General features: G+C 30.7%; 20 protein-coding genes and 1 tRNA gene. 15 read left to right on the top strand and 6 right to left on the bottom strand.

Annotated features, from left to right (window positions below; all coding sequences use genetic code 11):
• Nucleotides 1–52 precede the first annotated feature (52 nt).
• Nucleotides 53–802 (top strand): endonuclease NucS, encoded by a 750-nt coding sequence (gene nucS, locus KO361_01350; protein ID MCC7574216.1) that lies wholly within the window; start codon nucleotides 53–55, stop codon nucleotides 800–802.
• Here the strand turns inward: nucS and KO361_01345 are convergent.
• Complete coding sequence (locus KO361_01345; GenBank protein ID MCC7574215.1) at nucleotides 799–1,353, bottom strand: hypothetical protein; 555 nt, start codon at nucleotides 1,351–1,353, stop codon at nucleotides 799–801. The genes nucS and KO361_01345 overlap by 4 nt on opposite strands.
• A gap of 112 nt (nucleotides 1,354–1,465) precedes the next feature.
• On the opposite strand from KO361_01345, the gene KO361_01340 reads away from it, so the two are divergent.
• Together KO361_01340 and KO361_01335 are read left to right on the top strand one after the other, a co-directional pair.
• Nucleotides 1,466–1,918 (top strand): hypothetical protein, encoded by a 453-nt coding sequence (locus KO361_01340; GenBank protein MCC7574214.1) that lies wholly within the window; start codon nucleotides 1,466–1,468, stop codon nucleotides 1,916–1,918.
• The gene (locus tag KO361_01335; protein MCC7574213.1) at nucleotides 1,915–2,541 is read left to right on the top strand and encodes a nucleoside monophosphate kinase; all 627 of its coding nucleotides are present in this window, start codon (nucleotides 1,915–1,917) and stop codon (nucleotides 2,539–2,541) included. Before KO361_01340 ends, KO361_01335 begins: the two co-directional genes overlap by 4 nt.
• Nucleotides 2,542–2,559: 18 nt before the next feature.
• Here the strand turns inward: KO361_01335 and KO361_01330 are convergent, their stop codons facing one another.
• Both KO361_01330 and KO361_01325 read right to left on the bottom strand, forming a co-directional pair.
• Nucleotides 2,560–3,153 (bottom strand): metalloprotease, encoded by a 594-nt coding sequence (locus KO361_01330; GenBank protein MCC7574212.1) that lies wholly within the window; start codon nucleotides 3,151–3,153, stop codon nucleotides 2,560–2,562.
• A gap of 36 nt (nucleotides 3,154–3,189) precedes the next feature.
• Nucleotides 3,190–4,704 (bottom strand): MFS transporter, encoded by a 1,515-nt coding sequence (locus tag KO361_01325; GenBank protein MCC7574211.1) that lies wholly within the window; start codon nucleotides 4,702–4,704, stop codon nucleotides 3,190–3,192.
• Between the two features lie 1,010 nt (nucleotides 4,705–5,714).
• On the opposite strand from KO361_01325, the gene KO361_01320 reads away from it, so the two are divergent.
• The 4 genes from KO361_01320 to KO361_01305 all read left to right on the top strand — a co-directional run bounded on the left by KO361_01320 (nucleotide 5,715) and on the right by KO361_01305 (nucleotide 8,877).
• Entirely contained in the window at nucleotides 5,715–7,010 is a 1,296-nt protein-coding gene (locus tag KO361_01320; GenBank protein MCC7574210.1) for a DNA primase, read from the top strand.
• 41 nt (nucleotides 7,011–7,051) lie between these two features.
• Nucleotides 7,052–7,591 (top strand): class I SAM-dependent methyltransferase, encoded by a 540-nt coding sequence (locus KO361_01315; GenBank protein MCC7574209.1) that lies wholly within the window; start codon nucleotides 7,052–7,054, stop codon nucleotides 7,589–7,591.
• A gap of 311 nt (nucleotides 7,592–7,902) precedes the next feature.
• Nucleotides 7,903–8,337 (top strand): metal-dependent hydrolase, encoded by a 435-nt coding sequence (locus KO361_01310; GenBank protein ID MCC7574208.1) that lies wholly within the window; start codon nucleotides 7,903–7,905, stop codon nucleotides 8,335–8,337.
• 96 nt (nucleotides 8,338–8,433) lie between these two features.
• Entirely contained in the window at nucleotides 8,434–8,877 is a 444-nt protein-coding gene (locus KO361_01305) for a hypothetical protein (GenBank protein ID MCC7574207.1), read from the top strand.
• 78 nt (nucleotides 8,878–8,955) lie between these two features.
• Here the strand turns inward: KO361_01305 and KO361_01300 are convergent.
• Nucleotides 8,956–9,027 (bottom strand) — tRNA-Thr (locus tag KO361_01300).
• A 138-nt stretch (nucleotides 9,028–9,165) separates the two neighbouring features.
• Here KO361_01300 and KO361_01295 point away from each other — a divergent pair.
• The gene (locus tag KO361_01295) at nucleotides 9,166–10,125 is read left to right on the top strand and encodes a VWA domain-containing protein (GenBank protein ID MCC7574206.1); all 960 of its coding nucleotides are present in this window, start codon (nucleotides 9,166–9,168) and stop codon (nucleotides 10,123–10,125) included.
• 41 nt (nucleotides 10,126–10,166) lie between these two features.
• Nucleotides 10,167–11,309, top strand: coding sequence for a radical SAM protein (locus KO361_01290; GenBank protein ID MCC7574205.1), 1,143 nt, complete (start codon nucleotides 10,167–10,169; stop codon nucleotides 11,307–11,309).
• 1 nt (nucleotide 11,310) lies between these two features.
• Here KO361_01290 and KO361_01285 read toward each other — a convergent pair whose 3' ends face one another.
• Nucleotides 11,311–12,516 carry a replication factor C large subunit gene (locus KO361_01285; GenBank protein MCC7574204.1) on the bottom strand — a complete coding sequence of 402 codons (1,206 nt, stop codon included), beginning with the start codon at nucleotides 12,514–12,516 and terminating at the stop codon, nucleotides 11,311–11,313.
• Nucleotides 12,517–12,638: 122 nt separating this feature from the next.
• Between KO361_01285 and KO361_01280 the strand changes: the two genes are divergently transcribed.
• Genes KO361_01280 through KO361_01265 form a run of 4 tightly spaced genes read left to right on the top strand, consistent with a single transcriptional unit; the run spans nucleotide 12,639 to nucleotide 15,756 of the window.
• Complete coding sequence (locus KO361_01280) at nucleotides 12,639–13,244, top strand: Sua5/YciO/YrdC/YwlC family protein (protein ID MCC7574203.1); 606 nt, start codon at nucleotides 12,639–12,641, stop codon at nucleotides 13,242–13,244.
• An 11-nt stretch (nucleotides 13,245–13,255) separates the two neighbouring features.
• Nucleotides 13,256–13,855: a metallophosphoesterase gene (locus KO361_01275; GenBank protein ID MCC7574202.1), complete on the top strand. Its 600-nt coding sequence runs from the start codon at nucleotides 13,256–13,258 to the stop codon at nucleotides 13,853–13,855.
• A 43-nt stretch (nucleotides 13,856–13,898) separates the two neighbouring features.
• The gene (locus tag KO361_01270; protein ID MCC7574201.1) at nucleotides 13,899–14,324 is read left to right on the top strand and encodes an archease; all 426 of its coding nucleotides are present in this window, start codon (nucleotides 13,899–13,901) and stop codon (nucleotides 14,322–14,324) included.
• Nucleotides 14,325–14,337: 13 nt separating this feature from the next.
• Nucleotides 14,338–15,756, top strand: coding sequence for an RtcB family protein (locus KO361_01265; protein MCC7574200.1), 1,419 nt, complete (start codon nucleotides 14,338–14,340; stop codon nucleotides 15,754–15,756).
• Here KO361_01265 and KO361_01260 read toward each other — a convergent pair whose 3' ends face one another.
• Complete coding sequence (locus KO361_01260; GenBank protein MCC7574199.1) at nucleotides 15,757–16,356, bottom strand: hypothetical protein; 600 nt, start codon at nucleotides 16,354–16,356, stop codon at nucleotides 15,757–15,759. It lies immediately after the preceding gene.
• Nucleotides 16,357–16,599: 243 nt separating this feature from the next.
• Here KO361_01260 and KO361_01255 point away from each other — a divergent pair, with 243 nt between their 5' ends.
• Complete coding sequence (locus tag KO361_01255) at nucleotides 16,600–17,091, top strand: peptidyl-prolyl cis-trans isomerase (protein MCC7574198.1); 492 nt, start codon at nucleotides 16,600–16,602, stop codon at nucleotides 17,089–17,091.
• A 64-nt stretch (nucleotides 17,092–17,155) separates the two neighbouring features.
• A complete protein-coding gene (locus KO361_01250; GenBank protein MCC7574197.1) occupies nucleotides 17,156–18,349 on the top strand; it encodes a tripartite tricarboxylate transporter permease in 1,194 nt (397 codons plus the stop codon).
• The last annotated feature ends 5 nt before the right edge of the window (nucleotides 18,350–18,354 follow it).

Genomic DNA, 18,354 nt, shown 5'->3' with positions numbered 1-18,354 from the left:
TTTTTATTTTTTTATTTTTTTTAGCAAAAAATAAAAACAAAGACACATTCTAATGATTATGAACTTATCAGAATTCAGAGTAATATTCAACGAAAGCTTAAACTCTAATAAAACAATATCTTTCTTTTGCAAATGCAGAATACTATATTCAGGAAGAGCAGAAGCAGAACTCGAAGAAGGAGATAGATTAATAATAATAAAATCAGATAACTCACTAATAGTTCATCAACCAGAAGGAAGCGCACCAGTTAATTATATGAAAGCAGAATCATCAATAGAAATACAAGAAACTAACCATTCCTTAATTTTAATATCAAAAAACCAAAAATACAAAGACGAATTACAAATAACAATAACAAAAATATACGGATTTCAAGCACAAAAACTAGAAGATGGACAAAAAATCACTCTTGCAGGAAGCGAAAAAGATATGTCTGACATGATAAAAAACAATCCTGAACTAATAAGTAAAGACTTCCTTCCTTTAAGCAGAGAAGAACACAACAAATTTGGATTTATAGACGTCTTTGGACATGACGGCGCAGGAAACTTAGTAATAATAGAATGCAAAAGATACACGGCGGGACTATCAGCAGTAGAACAACTAAGAAGATACGTTGAAAAAATGAGCGAACTAAAAGGAATAAATAAAAATAAAATAAAAGGAATACTCGCCGCGCCAGACATAGCAAAAAACGCAGAAGAAATGCTAATAAGTTGGAAATACAAATTCAAAAAAATAAACCCTCCAAAAAAACTAGAAAAATATAACAAAAATCAAAAATCCTTAAGAGAATTCTAAGAATTACAAGCTTTACAAGACTTGTAACCTTTATTAATCAAATCTTGTCGAGAATTGCTCTTCTTCAAATTTTCTTGCTTAGTCCTAGACAAAGCAATACAACCACCTAAATGAAAAGATTTACCGGATTCAGTGTAAAAATAATCTTTTAACTCTTTCACGCTTTTTTTCAACTCAGAAATTTTTTCTCTAACTAACTTTTGGTTATCACTAAATTTCTTAACAACTCTTTTTTTCTTTTCAACATTATTGATTTGAATAAGGAAATTTAAAGCATAAAAAGAAGAACTAATTATGACTAAATTACTAGAATAATCAATCATAAAAATATAAACAAGAATGACCAATCCAAGAAGAACAGAAATAACCAAGAAATTATCAGCAAAATAAAATCTTCGCTTATTATTTAAAACGCGTAAAGCCGTGAATAAGCCAATAACGAGCAAAATAGCTCCTGATATTAAAAAATTCGAAAACATCATCAACATAGTTCCTATAACAAAGAAAACAGATGATGAAATACCCCAAAAAAAATTATTTTTGTTTTTCATAATTAGTAGTAACAAAAAAGAGTTTATATACTTTTTTATTTGCTTTATAAAACAAAGCATAAAGAATAATAAAACAGTAAATTATTAAATGAAAACTTTTTTCGAATAAAACATGAAAAAACAATACGAAGAAATCAGAAAAAAACACGATTTACCAAGCTACGAAGAACTAAATAAAGATTTTGAAATATATTCAATATCAAAAGAAGATGATATAATAAGAGAAATACTAAAAAAAATGAGTAATACAATAGATTTCTATATAAATATGTTAGAAGACATAATTCAACCAGACTCGAGATTTTATACATTAAAAGAATCAAACATAGTTGATAAAAATCTAAGAATAGAAGTAAATAAAACATACAATAAATTAATGTTTTTAAACAGAACAAACATAGAACTTCACTTAGATTACGAAGAAGAAAAAGCAACACAATTAATAAAAAATTTATTCGTGGAGTGGCAAACAATAAAAAAAGAATTAATTCCTGTAGTTAAAACACTAAAAGAATCATGGTTGAAAAACGCAGAAATAAAACCAGAAAGGGGGTACTTCGGATGACTTACATAATAATGGGGCCACAAGGCTCAGGAAAAGGAACACAAGCAAAACTAATAGCAAAAGAATATGGACTAGAACACGTATCAATCGGCGACTTACTAAGAAAAGAAGTAGCATCAGGATCCGAAAAAGGAAAAATGCTACACGAATACATGAAACAAGGAAAACTAATACCTCTACAAATAAACAACGAAATAATAAAAGAAGTACTAGATAAAAACAAAAACATAATACTGGATGGATATCCAAGAAACATAGAACAAGCAAAATTCTTATTAGAACACGCAGAAATAAAAGCAGTAATAGTAATAAATATAAGCGAAGAAGAATCAATTAAAAGGTTATCAAAAAGACTAATATGCACAGCTAATAATAAAATATATGTCGAAGATCAAATAACAGACCAAGACAAAGAAGAATGCGAATCACAAGGTGGACAAATAATAAAAAGAGACGATGATAAACCAGATGCAATAAAGAAAAGATTAGAAATATACAACAAAGAAACTAAGCCTGTAGTTTCAGTTCTAGAACAAAAAACATTCATCGTAGAAATAAATGGAGAAAAACCTCCAGAACAAATATTTGAAGAAATAAAACAAAAACTCAAATTCATAAAATAATTTTTTTAACTCTTTTTTTTATAAACTAAAGCCAACAAAAACTAAAACTAAAAGAAAACCTGCTAATAAAAAATAAACTAGTTTATTCCACTTAAAAACGTGCACGCCATCAAAAGGAATGAAAGGAATCATATTAAATAAACCAAGCCAAGAATTAATAAAAAATCCTTGAAAGAAAAAAAATCTTAACAAACCACTAAACAAAAAGAAACCAGGCAAAAATAATAAAGCCAAAACAAAATTAGAAAAAGGACCGCTAACAGAAATCAAACCATTCTGCTTCTTATTAACAGAACCATTAATAATAACTGCGCCAGGAGCAGCAAAAATAAAACCGGCAAAACTCATAAGAACAGCAAAAACAAGCATTAAATCATTAGATTTAAATTCAGCAGAACAATAAAATTTTTGCGCAACAAATTTATGAGAAAGTTCATGAACTACAAAACCAAAACCAGCTGTGACTAAAGAAATACTAAAAGCAACAAGAAAACCATTAAATAAACCTAAAGGCCTTAATAAACTCGTGGACAAAATACCAAAAGCCAAACTAATAGCAAACCAAGCTTTAATCAAATCAACTAATTCACTCTTCTTAAAACGTAAACGCATAAAAAACAAAGAAATATTAAAAACATATAAATCTTTTTAGTATTTAGGCTTAATTTTAAAAGGACCTTTACCAGGAACATTCTTTATTTTTTCTTTAACAACAGGCTTAACAATAGTTTTCTTAACGATATTCTTATTAACATCACCAATAATTTCGAATACGACGCCTTCCTTAGGTCTAATAGTGATAAATCTTTTATAATGTTCCTTTAAACCAATAGAAACAACTTTTTCTTCTTGAATCTTGTTAACAAAAAACAAAGCAACTAATAATCTTAAAATACTTGAAACAAGAAAAATCATAAAAAAAACAGAACCAAGAAACTTTAAATCAAAAAAAGTAATAAACATACCAATCATAGTTCCTATAAATGCGCCGATACCTGCAAGAACATTGTTATAAGCGAGAAACTTAATTTTTTGCTTAGGATTAACTGCTTCAAAAACAAAAGTAGAAGACGCGATATTAAAACCAGCCCAAGCCACTCCTGAAACTAATTCTATTAACAATAAAACTTTCCAATCAACACTAATTAACCAAAACAAAGGAATAAAGGGAATAATAAAAGAAGAAATAAACAAAACTTTTCTAGAACCTTGACTTAAAGTAAAATTAGTCCAAAATCTATTAGAAATCATAGAACTAAGAACTGCACCACCAATAATTATTGTGAAAATCAAATAAGAAAAATTCAATTCTCTAAGCATATAAATAGCAAAAAAAGGAGTAGAAACAGCCACTGCTAATTTATACAAAGAAAAAAAAGTTGCGAAATTACCAAAATTATTTTTCTTCACGTTTTTAAGAAACTGATAAAAAGAATAATCTTTAGAATACATAGACTTCGGTGAAGGATCAAAAATTCTTTCCTGACTATTAACAGCTAGCCTAGCGGATAAAAAACCAAGAAAAAACAATATGGAAAAACCAAGAGCGACATTAATGCTAGCTATTTTACTAAGAACTAAACCTGCAAGAACTGTACTAAACAAACCTGCTAAACCAACAAACACGTTTCGTTTACCGAAATAAGTAGCGATTCTATTGCTGGGAATAACATCGCCTAGAATAGCGTTCCAAATAGGGTTTTGAATATTAACAAAAACAGCATCAAGCACAACTAACAAGATTAATAAAAAAGGATAATTAATAGAAAAAGCAGCAATCAACGTAACTAAAATCCATACATAAGCTTCAAAGTAACCACATATAATCATTAGTTTATGTCTATTCTTAAAGAAGTGAGCTAAACGCTCAACAAATAATTGAGAAAAAGCACCTATTAATTGAGGTAAAGCAGTTAAAAGAATAATTACGAAAGAACTAAAACCTAAATGAATTGCCAAAGGCGCGATATAATTAGCAACCAAACCATTCTTAGTAGCTGTATAAACACCTTCTTTTCTAGCATTAATAAGAGTTCTATCAGTTCTTTCTCTTAATGATTCGTTTGAATCTTTAATTTTTTCTTCTTTAATCTTAGATTTAACACTATCTTTTATCTTAATGTTAGTTATAGCTTTACCTTGTGATTGTATATTTAAAATCAAAACTTACTCACCTATTTTTTTGGGGTTGAAAAAAGGAATTTTTGAATAATTCAATTTATTTATAAATTTTTTGCTAAAAACTATTTTAATATACAATAATGTATTTCAGTATATATTTTTCTTCTAATTTTTTATTTTAATAAAATCTTCAAAAACTGTTTAAATAAGTTCAAACTTATTTTGGTCGTTATTTTAACTAAAAAAATAAAGATTAATGATATTTGTTAAGTTAAATAAAGTTTTAAATAAGTTATTTGATTTTATTGTTTTATTTATTTTTAATTATTTTCAATTTAAAGTTTTTTTTGACTTTAAAAATTAAAAAAAAGCTTTATTAATCTTTTTTTAACAGTTGTAGATTTAAAATTTAAAAAATAAGATAATTCTTACTAAACAGTAACGAAAACTTTATAAATATCAAAGAATTACTATTGTTTAGTGAAAACAACAATTGCTTTCGAGCTTGTTGAAAAACACTAAAGACTGGAGAAGAAACACACTAAAACACCTCACCCTCTTTTTAAGAACACTTAACCCTTTTCTTAAAAAACCTTCTCCAGTCATTCTTTACAATAATATTAAAACACAACATTAAACCTAAAAAAAAGAATAACTACTCAAAATTCGTAAAAACAACGCAATTGGTAATATTTATATAATTCAAATAACTTCCATTACATAAGCCCGACACGAGAGTACTCAATGGAGCACAAGGCGAAACCCTCCAAAAGAGGGCATTAACGAAAGTTAATGACCGAGCAATGAGCTTGGGAGTTAGTGTCTCGGGCTACATAATAGTCATAAATAATTAAGAACAAGATATTCATTTATTATCACATCATTAATTTAGGTTTTTAGAGGTGAAAAAAAGCCTTAAAAGTCCTTGACCTGTGTAAAAACAGACCAAACAAAAAAAGACTTTTAAGAACTTAACAATTTAATTCTTGTTCTAAAAAAATTTTTATTGACTAACATAGAAAAGAAAAAACAGAAACCAAGGAGGAATAGAAATGGCAAAAATAGCACAAGTTGCTGCAAAATACATTATTCATGCAAAAATAAACATAGACGGCGTGGTAGACAGACCTGATGTCATAGGAGCAATATTCGGACAAACAGAAGGATTACTAGGTGCGGACCTAGAATTAAGAGAACTACAAAAATCAGGAAGAATAGGAAGAATAGAAGTAAACGTAGATACAAAATCAGGAAAAACAAACGGAGAAATAGTAATACCAAGTAGTCTAGATAAAGCAGAAACAAGCATAGTGGCTGCAGCAGTAGAAATAATACAAAGAATAGGACCTTGCAACGCAAAAATACAAGTTAGCAACATAGAAGATATAAGAATAAGCAAAAGAGAAGCAGTAATAAACAGAGCAAAAGAATTACTAAGAGATTTAATGTACAACTCCATGCCTGACTCTCAAGAATTATCAGAAGAAGTATCACAATCCGTTAGAGTAATGGAAATAGTGGAATTCGGAAGAGAAAAACTATCAGCAGGACCAGGAATAGCAGAAAGCGACGAAGTAATATTAGTAGAAGGAAGAGCAGACGTTCTAACACTACTAAAACACGGATTCAAAAACGCTATAGCACTAAATGGAACCAGTGTACCACAAACAATAATTGATCTTAGTAAAGAAAAAACAATGACTGTATTCGTAGACGGAGATAGAGGTGGAATGCTAATAGTACAAGAACTATTATCTTCTGCAGAACTAGATTATGTTTGCAGAGCACCTGATGGAAAAGAAGTGGAAGAACTAGCAAAAAAAGAAATACACAAAGCCTTAAGATCTAGAATAACTGCCGAACAAGCAAGACTAGACATATCTTCAGGAGCATTCAATACAGATGTGGCAAGTGTAAAAAAGAGCTATCAACAAAAAGAAATATTAAACAACAGAGACCAAAGAGATAATAGAGATAGAAGATCACAACCAACAACACAAACAAGACCACAACCGAGCTACCAAAAACCACAAGAAGTTCAAAAACCATCAAAGCCAACACCTGCAGAATCTAAAAAATTCTCAGAAATGCTAGAAGACTTGATAGGAACAAGAGGGGCTTACATCCTGAATGATAAATTGAACATACTAGGAAAAGTGCCAGTAACAGAACTACAAAGCACCATAAAAAGCTTAGCAACAGGAATCTACGCAATAGTATTTGACGGAGCAATAGATAAAGACTTAGTATCAGCTTCAGAAAGAGCAAGCGTAAAATTCTTAGTAGGAATGGAAGCAAAAGCTAAAATAAACAGCTCAGTAGCACTACTAACACTGAACGACCTATAATTTTTTTTATTTTTTTTATTTTTTTTAATTCTCATAAGAAAATGAACAAAAAAAAAGATTATGAATACTACGAAGAAACCTCCAAAGGATACGAAGAATTACACGGAGAAGAACAAAGAAGAAAACTCACAACAATAAAAAATAATCTAACTCAAGAATTTCACAACGTCTTAGACATAGGCGCAGGAACAGGTATATCAACAGAATTCTTCAACAACGTAACTTGTCTAGAACCATCTAAAAAAATGTTACAAGAAGGACTAAAAAAAAGAAAATTCGAAACAATAAATGACTACGCAGAAAACCTAGAAAAATATACAAAAGAAAACCAATACGACTTAATACTCTGCGTAACAGTAATACATCACTTTCACGACTTAAACAAAGTTTTACAAGAAATAAAAAAAACAGCAAAAAAGGAAGCAACCATAATAATAACGATGCTAAAAAAAGCAAGAAACACAGAAGAACTAATAAAAAAAATAACAAAAAGTTTTACTTTAAAAAAACAAATAGAAGACCCTACAGACATAATATTATTTCTAGAAAATAATGAAACTAACAACGAACTTGCTGAGTAGAAACTTTTTTAAAACATCAAGGTTTCTCAAAAATACATGCCTCTGTAGCATAGTAGCTATTGCGCGAGACTTGTATCGATAATCGGAAAAAAACCGAGTCGCAATGTAATCTCGAGGTCGGGGGTGCAACTCCCCCCAGAGGCTTTTTTTAAGCTTATTTTTGTTTCTCGCAATAAGTCTTTTGACCTAAGCCGTGATGATAAGATTTACAAGCATCACAATCATTGTTATTACTGCAACTTTTATAAGGACAAGGGCAAACCATTATATTAATAATTAAAAAGCATATATAACTTTTATGTTACTTAAAAATGAAAGGAAAAAACCACTTAATATCAGGAATAATAGTATTATTCGCAATAATGTTATTTGATTTATTCTTAGGATTAAAACTGTATTCAATAATTGAACAAAACGTCGCGGTAACAATAATTTCTTTGTACTTGTTCTTCGCGGGGCTTTTATTACCTGACGCAGACAAAACTAATTCATGGATATTCAAATTTTTTTTACCGTTCGCGTTAGTTTCTTGGCTAACAGGATTAATGCTTAGTTTTTTTAAAGGAAAAAAGTTTAGGCATAGAGGGGTTCTTCATAGCTTTAAAGGAATGTTTTTAACATCTGTAATTTCAGCCATTCTAAGTTTTTTAATGATGTCTTTGTTTATTGATTTAAAATATGAATACGCGTTCTTGTTTTTTTTAGTTATCATTCTGGGTCAATTAATTCATTTAGTTCTGGACTGAAAACCAACAAAACGATTGAGTTACCACTATAAAGTAATTAAAAAACGAAAGATTTATATATGTGATTAACTTTCATAAAAACAGAGGTAAACAAAAATGTCAGCCAAAAAAACACTATTATCAATAATCGCGGGTAGTATGCTAGCAATAAGCACACCTAGCTGTACTAAAACATCTAGTTACGACTTCAACAGAGAAATAGTAAAAGAAGAAGTAATGTTCAAAAAAGCAATAAGAACACCGGGGTTCATAAAATCAAGAACCAAGTACTTAGGAATGCCAAAAACAAGCCAAGTATACGGGAATGTACTAACAGTAAAAAGAGAAGACGGATCAGTAATACAATACGTAGACAACAAAAAGAACGACCACAAACTAGACTTAGTACGAATAATGGACAAACACGGAGAAATAAAAGAATATAACTCTAGTCAAAACTGGACAAGACCAATATTTAGAGAAGCACAAAACCAATACGACACATACAAAGAAAACATACTAAGAATAAAAACAACAGAAGGTCTATCCTTAGTAAAATAAAACTTTTTTTTATTTTTTTTAAAATTTATAAAAATAGAAAAATCAAGTTGTCTTAGCATTCTGAATTAAAAATTAAAAAGCCTCTGGCGAGGATTGAACTCGCGACCTCTACCTTACCAAGGTAGCGCTCTACCGCTGAGCTACAGAGGCGACAATTCTCGAAAACAACGTATTATTTATAAAATTTGCTTTAACCAAATAACTAAACCAAAATGTTTTTAAAGAAACACAAACAAAAAAAGAATATAAAATAAATAAGTCAAACACGTGCTTAAAAAGAGGTGTAGAATGTACGTTACTTTCAACAATCCGTTATACTTATGGTTCTTATTCTTAATACCTATAATGATAATAGCACACTACTACTTCTTAAAAAGATCCAGAGGAAAAGCACTAATATTCTCAAATATTCAAGCACTAAAAAGAATGAACAAAGGAAACATAATAACAGCCAATCTAACCCATTTAATAATAAGATGCTTAACAATATTTGTACTAATAATAGCGGTATCAGGAGCAACAATATGGGTGATGGGTGAAAGAAGCGACGTAAACATAATTTTCGCATTAGACTCAAGCGCTTCAATGACTTCACCAGACATAGGATCATCAAGATTCGAATCAGCAAAATCAATAATATCAGAATTAGTAAATAATATGCCGAGCGGACCTGAGTACGCACTCATAACATTCGCAGGAGTAAGCAAAATACAAAGAATATTCACACAAGAAAAAACAGAACTACTATTATCTTTAGACCAAACAGAGATTTTCAGAATAGGAGGCACAGACGTAGGAGGAGCAATAATAACAGCTACGAATTTGTTCGAATCAAAACCAGAACAAGGAAAAATGCTAATAATAATATCTGACGGATTAGACAACGCAGGATCATTCATAACAGGAACAATGGACGAAGCAATTTTCTACGCAAAACAAAACCAAGTAGTTATACACTCAATAGCAATAGGCACAGAAGCAGGACCTCTAGGATTTCTACCAGAATACTATCAAATACCTGCAAGTTTTAACGATGAAATAATGATTCTTATGTCAGAAGAAACAGGAGGAACATATCACAGAGTAGAAACAACAAATGATATTCAAACAGTAATAAACGAAATAACTCTTGAAACAAACAGAGCATACATAAATCATAATTTGTACTACTGGGCACCTATACTCGTATTCTTATTTCTAATAATAGAATGGGTTCTAGCAAACACTATGTATAGAAGAGTGCTATAAAAAAAGCAATTATTTTTAATAAAAACAAGAATCATGAATAAATGATGAATAAAAGTTATGAAGAAACATCCTGGAACTCGTACAAAACAGGAAAACTCTGTAAAGGATGTGAACAATGCGTTCAAGGAAAAAAACTAGTATTATTCATAACAGGACTATGTCCAAGAAAATGCTTCTACTGCCCTATAAGCTCAGAAAAATACGCTCACGACGAAATCTATGCGAACGAATGGAAAATAAAAAATCCTAAGAAACCAGAAGAACTATTCGAAGAAGCGAAAATGACAGGTGCAAAAGGAGCAGGAATAACAGGAGGCGATCCCTTAATAAAAATAACTAGAACTTGCGAATATATAAAACAACTAAAAAAGAAACTAGGAAAAAACTTTCACATACACCTATACACATCACTAGACTTAGTAACTGAAGAAAAACTCAAAAAATTATACAAAGCAGGCTTAGACGAAATAAGATTTCACCCAGACTTAGAAAATGACAAGAACTGGAAAAAAATAGAACTAGCAAAAAAATTTTCATGGAAAACAGGAGTAGAAATACCTGTAATACCAGGAAAACAAAAACAAACAGAGAAATTAATAAATTTTCTAAAAAACAAAATACATTTTCTCAACCTTAACGAATTAGAATTGTCAGACACAGACACGAATCATTATGACATGACTAAATACAAAAGAAAAAACAATACTAGCTACGGAGTAAAAGGAAGTCAAGAATTAGCACTAAAACTACTAAAAAAATGCTCACAACTAAAAATGAATGCACATTACTGCACAGCCAAACTAAAAAACCAAGTACAAGTAGGAGAAAGACTAAAACGAAGAGCAAAAAACACTAAATTAGAAACAGACGAACTCACAAACGAATACTTACTAATGAGAGGAGCAATATACATAAGAGGACACGAACCAGGATTCAAATACGAACAAGGAAAAAACCAAGAACAAAAAACAAAACAACTAACAAAAATAAAAAAAGAACTAATAACCAAAAAAATATTCAAAGAAAAAGAACTCACAATAGACAAAGAAAGAAACAGACTAATAACACATTATGAATTAATACAAAAAAAAGCAAAAGAACTAAAAAAACTAAACTTAGTACCTGCAATAACAGAAGAATATCCCTCATCAGATTATTTCTGCGTAGAACTAGAATTCTTATGAATTAAACTTTCTTTTTTAACCACGTAACTTCTTCATCAGACAAATCAAACTCATTAACAAAAGAATTAACTCCATGATTATTGTGAAACATTAATTGTAAAAAAGGAACAACACTCGAAAAAGCCTTCTTAGAAGCAGTATGAGTAATACGACCTGCTTTTTGAGCAATACTTCTCCTTTTAGCAACAGAATTATTAAAAATCCAAATCTTCAACAAACGAGAAGAAGGCTTATACTTAACAGAAATAGGATTCTTTTCATCCTTAGATAACGCAATACCTGCACTCAACAAATTATAACAATAAACATAAAAACGATAATACTGCCACCTCCTAATCCTACCATAAAACACATTAGCCAAAGACAAATTATCATAAGCAAGCATTAAAGATTTAGGCTTCAAATATTCATAAGGAATATTCTCCTCAACCCACAAAAATATTTTATCAAGATCTTCAGAAACATTATCAAAAGCACCTAACGCGACATCAACATTCAAAGTCTTAAAAACTTTAAACAAAGCATCCTCGATTTCCTGAACAGAATCCCTAGAATCAAGAAAAGAAACATCATCATCATTAAGAGAACCCTTTAAAGACAAAGATTGCAAATCATTAATACCAGCTCTTAAATCACCACCGCACATCCTAGCAAGCTGAGTCAAAGCAGAATCATCATAAACAATACCCTCAGAAGCACAAATCTTTTTAAAAACAACCAAAATATCATCAACACACAAAGAATCAAATTCAACCAATTCACAAATCTTCCTTAAAGGCTTTAATTTATCAGAATAAGCATCCTCACAAATAATAACAAAAGGAAACTTACTAACGGCAAGAATCTTAATCAAAGCCTGCAAACCACCCCTATCTTTAGTACCTGACAACCCATCAACTTCATCAACAAGAATAAGCTTATCAGAACCAAACAAAGAAACTTGATTAACTACACTAGACAACAAAGAAGAAACAGACTCAGCATTCCTAGTATCAGACGCATTCATCTCCACTAACTCAAAATTATTATCATTAGCAAAAGCAACAACGCTAGCAGTCTTACCAACACCAGTACCACCATAAAGAAGAACAGGCTTCCTACTACTCTCAAAATTAACAACATACTTTTTCAATAATTCCAACTGCTTATCCTGACCAACAACGTCATTCAAAGAAACAGGCGCATACTTATTAATCCAAGGAATCATAACAAAAAGAACATAAAGAAACAATATAAAGTTTTGTAAAAAAAAACAAAAAATTAACCAAAAAAACAATAAACTATTTTTTTTCAAATAACTTTTTAAATAAGTTTTCGTTACCCTAACACATGCAAGTAATAAACAAAGAAGAATTAACAAATTTCAAGAGAAAATACCTAAAAAAAATGAAAGAATCAGTATTTATATATCCAACTGATTCAATATACGGTATAGGTTGCGACGCAACAAAACCAGAATTAGTAGACAAAATCAGAAAACTCAAAAAAAGCAACATACAACCATTCTCAGTAATAGCACCATCAAAAGAATGGATACAAAAAAATTGCGAAATTAATAAAGAACAAAAAAAATATTTTGACGCACTAGGAAAAAAACTAGACATAAACGGAAAAGAACACTGCTTCACCCTAATACTAAAGTTAAAAAATAAAAACGCGGTAGCACACAACGTAACACAAGGAATAAACACTTTAGGAGTAAGAATACCAAGCAATTGGTTCTCAGAAATAGTAAAAGAATTAGAAGTCCCTATAATATCAACAAGCGCCAATAGCACAGGCGAAAACTTCATGACGTCATTAGATGACTTGAATGAATCAGTAAAAAAAGGCGTAGACTTCATAATATATGAAGGCGAAAAGAAAAGCGTGCCCTCAACGATAATAAACCTAGTAACTCCTGAAATACAAATAAAAGAAAGAACAAAAAAATAAGGTGTTCTAATTTGAGAATACTAAGCGCAGGAGACATACACGGAAACAAATTCTTAGCACAAACACTAGCTAACAAAGCACAAAAAGAAAAAGCAGACCTAGTAATACTATGCGGAGACTTAATAGAAGAAGACTCATTAGAAAACGTATTAAAACCATTTAAAGACAAAAACATAAAAACAATATTCGTACATGGAAATCACGAAAGTAAAGCATCAGCAGACTTCTTATCATACATAAACAAAGCTAAATTAATACATGGACACGGCGTAAAATACGAAGACATAGGATTCTTCGGATGCGGATCTGCAAACATAGGAATACACGGATTAACAGAAAATGAAATATTTAACACGTTAGAAAAAGCACACCAAGGAATATCTTATTTAAACAAAAAAATAATGGTCACTCACGTTCATCCAGCAAACACCAAAATGGAAAAATTCTCAAAATTCGTACCGGGAAGCACAGCGGTCCACGAAGCAATAAAAAAATTTAAACCAGACATAGTATTATGTAGCCACGTACACGAAGCACAAGGACTAGAAGAATTCATAGATAAAACAAAAATAATAAACGTAGGACCAAAAGGAAGAATAATAGATTTGTAAAAATCAAAAACATTTTAATAAAAATAAAGACTTCCAAGTATTAATGAACAAAAAATTTGAGTTCTTAGAACACACTGCAGACACAAAAATAAGAGCGTACGGAGAAACAATAGAAGAAGCATTCTCTAACGCTTTAATAGCAACAACCACAGTTATGACAAATCCGGAACTAATAAAAGAAAAAATCACGAAGAAAATAAAAATAAAAGCAAAAAACAAAAAAGCTTTACTTTATGATTTCTTAGAGGAAATACTTTTTTTATTAGACACGGAACAATTACTCATAAAAAAAACGAATAATCTTCAAATAAAAGAAAACCAAGAAGAATATGAATTAACAACGGAACTAATAGGTGACTACGCAAAGAATTACGAAGTTCACTCAACAATAAAAGCAATAACTTATAGCGAAATGGAAATAAAACAAGAAAAAAATAAACACGTAATACAAATAGTACACGATTTATAAAAAAGGCAAAAACATGAATCCTAAAAAAATAAACGAATACTCGTACGTAATAGAAAAAACCAATAATATGAATGTTCCACTAAAAATATTCGCATCAGAAGAACTACTAAAAAAAATGATGGAAGACGACTCACTAAAACAAGGAATAAACGTTGCTTGTCTACCAGGAATACAAGAATACTCAATAATGATGCCTGATGCTCACCAAGGATACGGATTCAGCATAGGCGGAGTAGCAGCGTTCGACTTAGAAAAAGGAATAATCAGCCCAGGAGGAATAGGCTACGACATAAACTGCGGAGTAAGACTATTAACATCCAACTTAACAAAAGAAGAAATACAAAACAAAATTCCTGAACTGCTAGAAGTCTTATTCAAAAAAATACCTCCCGGAGTAGGAGAAAAATCAATATTCAAAGTTAATGACCAAGAACTAAACGAAGTAATGACTCAAGGACCAGAATGGGCAGTAAAAAAAGGAATAGGAACACAAGAAGACATAGAAATGTGCGAAAGCAACGGAAAAATGTTAAATGCTAATCCTGAAAAAGTTTCACAAAAAGCAAGAAGCAGAGGAAAATCACAACTAGGAACACTAGGATCAGGAAATCACTTCATAGAAATACAATACATAGACGAAATATACGATGAAGAAATCGCAAAAAAATTCGGAATAAACAAAGAAAAACAAATAATGATACTTATACATAGTGGATCAAGAGGACTAGGACACCAAGTATGTTCTGATTACATAAGAAAAATGGAAGAAAACAATAAAGAAGAATTACCAGATCAAAGCTTAATAAATGCTCCAATAAACAGCGAATTAGGAAAAGATTACTACGAAGCAATGTGCGCAGCGGCAAACTTCGCATGGACAAACAGACACATAATGGCGCACCAAGTAAGAGAATCATTTAAAGAAGTGTTCAAAAAAGAAATAGAACTAAAAACAGTTTATGACGTAGCACATAACATCGCGAAAATAGAAGAACACGAAATAAATGGAAAAACAAAAAAAGTACTAGTGCATAGAAAAGGAGCAACAAGAGCGTTCCCAAAACATCATGAAGAATTACCTAAAAAATACAAAGAAACAGGACAACCAATATTCATACCAGGAAGCATGGGTACAAGTAGTTACGTATTAGCAGGATCGACAAATTCTATGAAAGAAAGCTTCGGAAGCACAGCACACGGCGCGGGAAGACTTCTATCAAGATTCGCAGCAAAAAAGAAATGGACCGGGAACCAAATAAAAAAAGAACTACAAGAAAAAAACATAATGATAAAAGCAGCATCCATGAATGGAATAACAGAAGAAGCCCCTCTCGCCTATAAAGACGTAGACGAAGTCGTACAAATATCAAACAAAGCAGGAATAGGAATACTAATAGCGAAACTTAAACCCTTAGGAGTTATAAAAGGATAACTAATAAGGAATAATTCTTTTATCTTTATTATCAGAATTACTACCAGAATTAAAAATACTAAACAAATCAGTATTAGGATCTCTAAACTTAGTAGAGGATTTAACATCATTACTATTATCAGAAGTACTTAAATTTGAAGAACTAGAATTAGTACTAGAACTAGCGCTAGAACTCACAGAACTAGAATTATCAATATTAGAAGATCTAGGTTTATCAAAATAATCAAAACTATGATAACTAGGAACAGAACTAGAAGTGCTAGGCTTAGAATCATCCTTAAACTCTAAATCTAATCCAGACCTTGAAGAACTAGGCGTAGGAACATCTTGTTTAAGATCAGAACTAGATTCATTAAAAGATTTAGTATCAGAAGAATCAGAATCAAAAACACTAAACAAATCACTATCTAAATCATCCTTGATAGTACTAGGCTTCTCAGAAATACTCAAATCCCTATCAAAAAAACCAACATTTTCCTGAACAGGCGTTTCATCATAAACACTCTTAGCAGAATCATCATTAATCAAATCTTGCAACAAACCAATAACCTTAGCTATGTCTTTTTTAGAATCCTTAGAAGTATCAATCTTTATTTCCATCAACAACAATTAAACCTTCTAATATAAAAGCATTTCTATTATAAAAAACAATAATAATAAATAACGCCCAAAAATTTTATTAATAAAAACCAAAAACCAAATAATAAAATGAAAAAAACAAAAAACAAAAAACATAACAAAAAAGAATCCAAAACAAAAAAAGTAATAATAGCAATAACAATAATAATAGCAATCTTTTTCTTTTTTAAAATAATTCAAACAAATAATGAAGAGGTAAATGAAATGAATCCAATAATAATATTAGAAACAAATAAAGGAAACATAAAAATAGAACTAGACAAAGAAAACGCACCAATAACAACGCAGAACTTCATAGAATACGTAGAATCAGGATTTTACGACGGACTAATATTTCATAGAGTAATACCAGGATTCATGATACAAGGAGGAGGATTCTTACCAAACGGAACACAAAAAACAACAAATCCGCCAATAAAATTAGAATCAAACAACGGACTAAAAAACAACAAAGGAACAATAGCTATGGCAAGAACACCTGCAGAAAACAGCGCGACGAGCCAATTCTTCATAAACGTAGCAGACAATAACTTCCTAAACTACGCACCAGGAAACCCAGGATACGCAGTATTCGGAAAAGTAACGGAAGGAATGAACGTAGTAGACCAAATAAAACAAGTACAAACAACAACAAGAAACGGACACCAAGACTGGCCAACAGAAGACATAATCATAATAAAAGCATACAAACAATAAGTCCTCGAAAAACATACGATTTTAAACAACAGAAACTTATAAACTTTAATAAAAAAATAAAAGTATGTTCACAGAAATACTAGTAGCTACGCTACTAGGGATAATCGCTGGGACTTTTACAGGCTTAGTTCCAGGAATACATGTTAATTTAGTAGCGGTTATGCTTTTATCTATTTCCGCGAAATTATTAGGAATAGCAGGAGTAGAATCAATTGCTTGTTTCATAATAAGCATGTCGATCACACACAGCTTCGTAAGTACTATTCCGAGTATTTTTTTAGGAGCGCCAGAACCAAGTTCTGCTTTAAGCGTCTTACCAGGACACAGATTATTCTTAGAAGGCAAAGGATTAGAAGCAGTAAAACTAACAATAATAGGATCTTTATTCGGACTAATAATTTCTTTCATTTTTTATTATTTCTTCGAACAAATAATAAACATAATTTATCCAATAGCTTCAAAACACATACCTGAACTATTATTAATAGCAGGTATATTCATAATTTCTAGAACTGACAAAAAAGGAAAAGCATTATTTACTTATGTAACAGCAGGAATATTGGGGGTGATGGTTTTAAATTCAAGAATAGAAAATCCTTTATTTCCCTTACTTTCAGGATTATTTGGATGCTCGACTCTAATATTTAGTTTAAAAGAAAAAAGTGTGATGCCGGAACAAAAATTAACAAAAAAAACGGAGTTAAACATTAAGACAGGAATAAAGAATTCTATGCTAGGCGCGGCGTCAGGATTCATCACAGCTATTCTTCCAGGACTAGGATCAAGCACTGCCGCGGGAATAGCTTCGATATTCTCAAAAGAGTCAGACGCTAAAAATTTCTTAATAATGATGGGGAGTATAACAACAGTTAATTTCTTCATGTCCATAGCTGCACTAAGCGTATTAGGCAAGGCAAGAAACGGTGCAGTAATCGTAGTAAAAGAACTATGGCAAGTACCTGAAACATCATTACTTATAGCTGCGGCGATGATAAGCGGAGGAATAAGTGTTTTCTCAGCAAAGAAATGCGCGGAAAAATTCTTAAAAATAATGAAAAAAATAAAATATGAATCCGTAGTGAAAATAGTTCTTAGCTTAATAACAATAATGACTTATATATTATCAGGATACTTAGGATTATTAATATTGGTTGTTTCAACAATTCTAGGATTGTATGTTAACATCGTAGGGATACCTAGAAATACTATGATGGCTTGCATAATGGTGCCTGTAATGACTTTTTTCTTAACAATTTAGTTAAT

Source organism: Candidatus Woesearchaeota archaeon (assembly GCA_020854775.1).
Lineage (GTDB): Archaea > Nanobdellota > Nanobdellia > Woesearchaeales > 21-14-0-10-32-9 > 21-14-0-10-32-9.
This window is presented reverse-complemented; position numbering and strand designations above follow the sequence as displayed.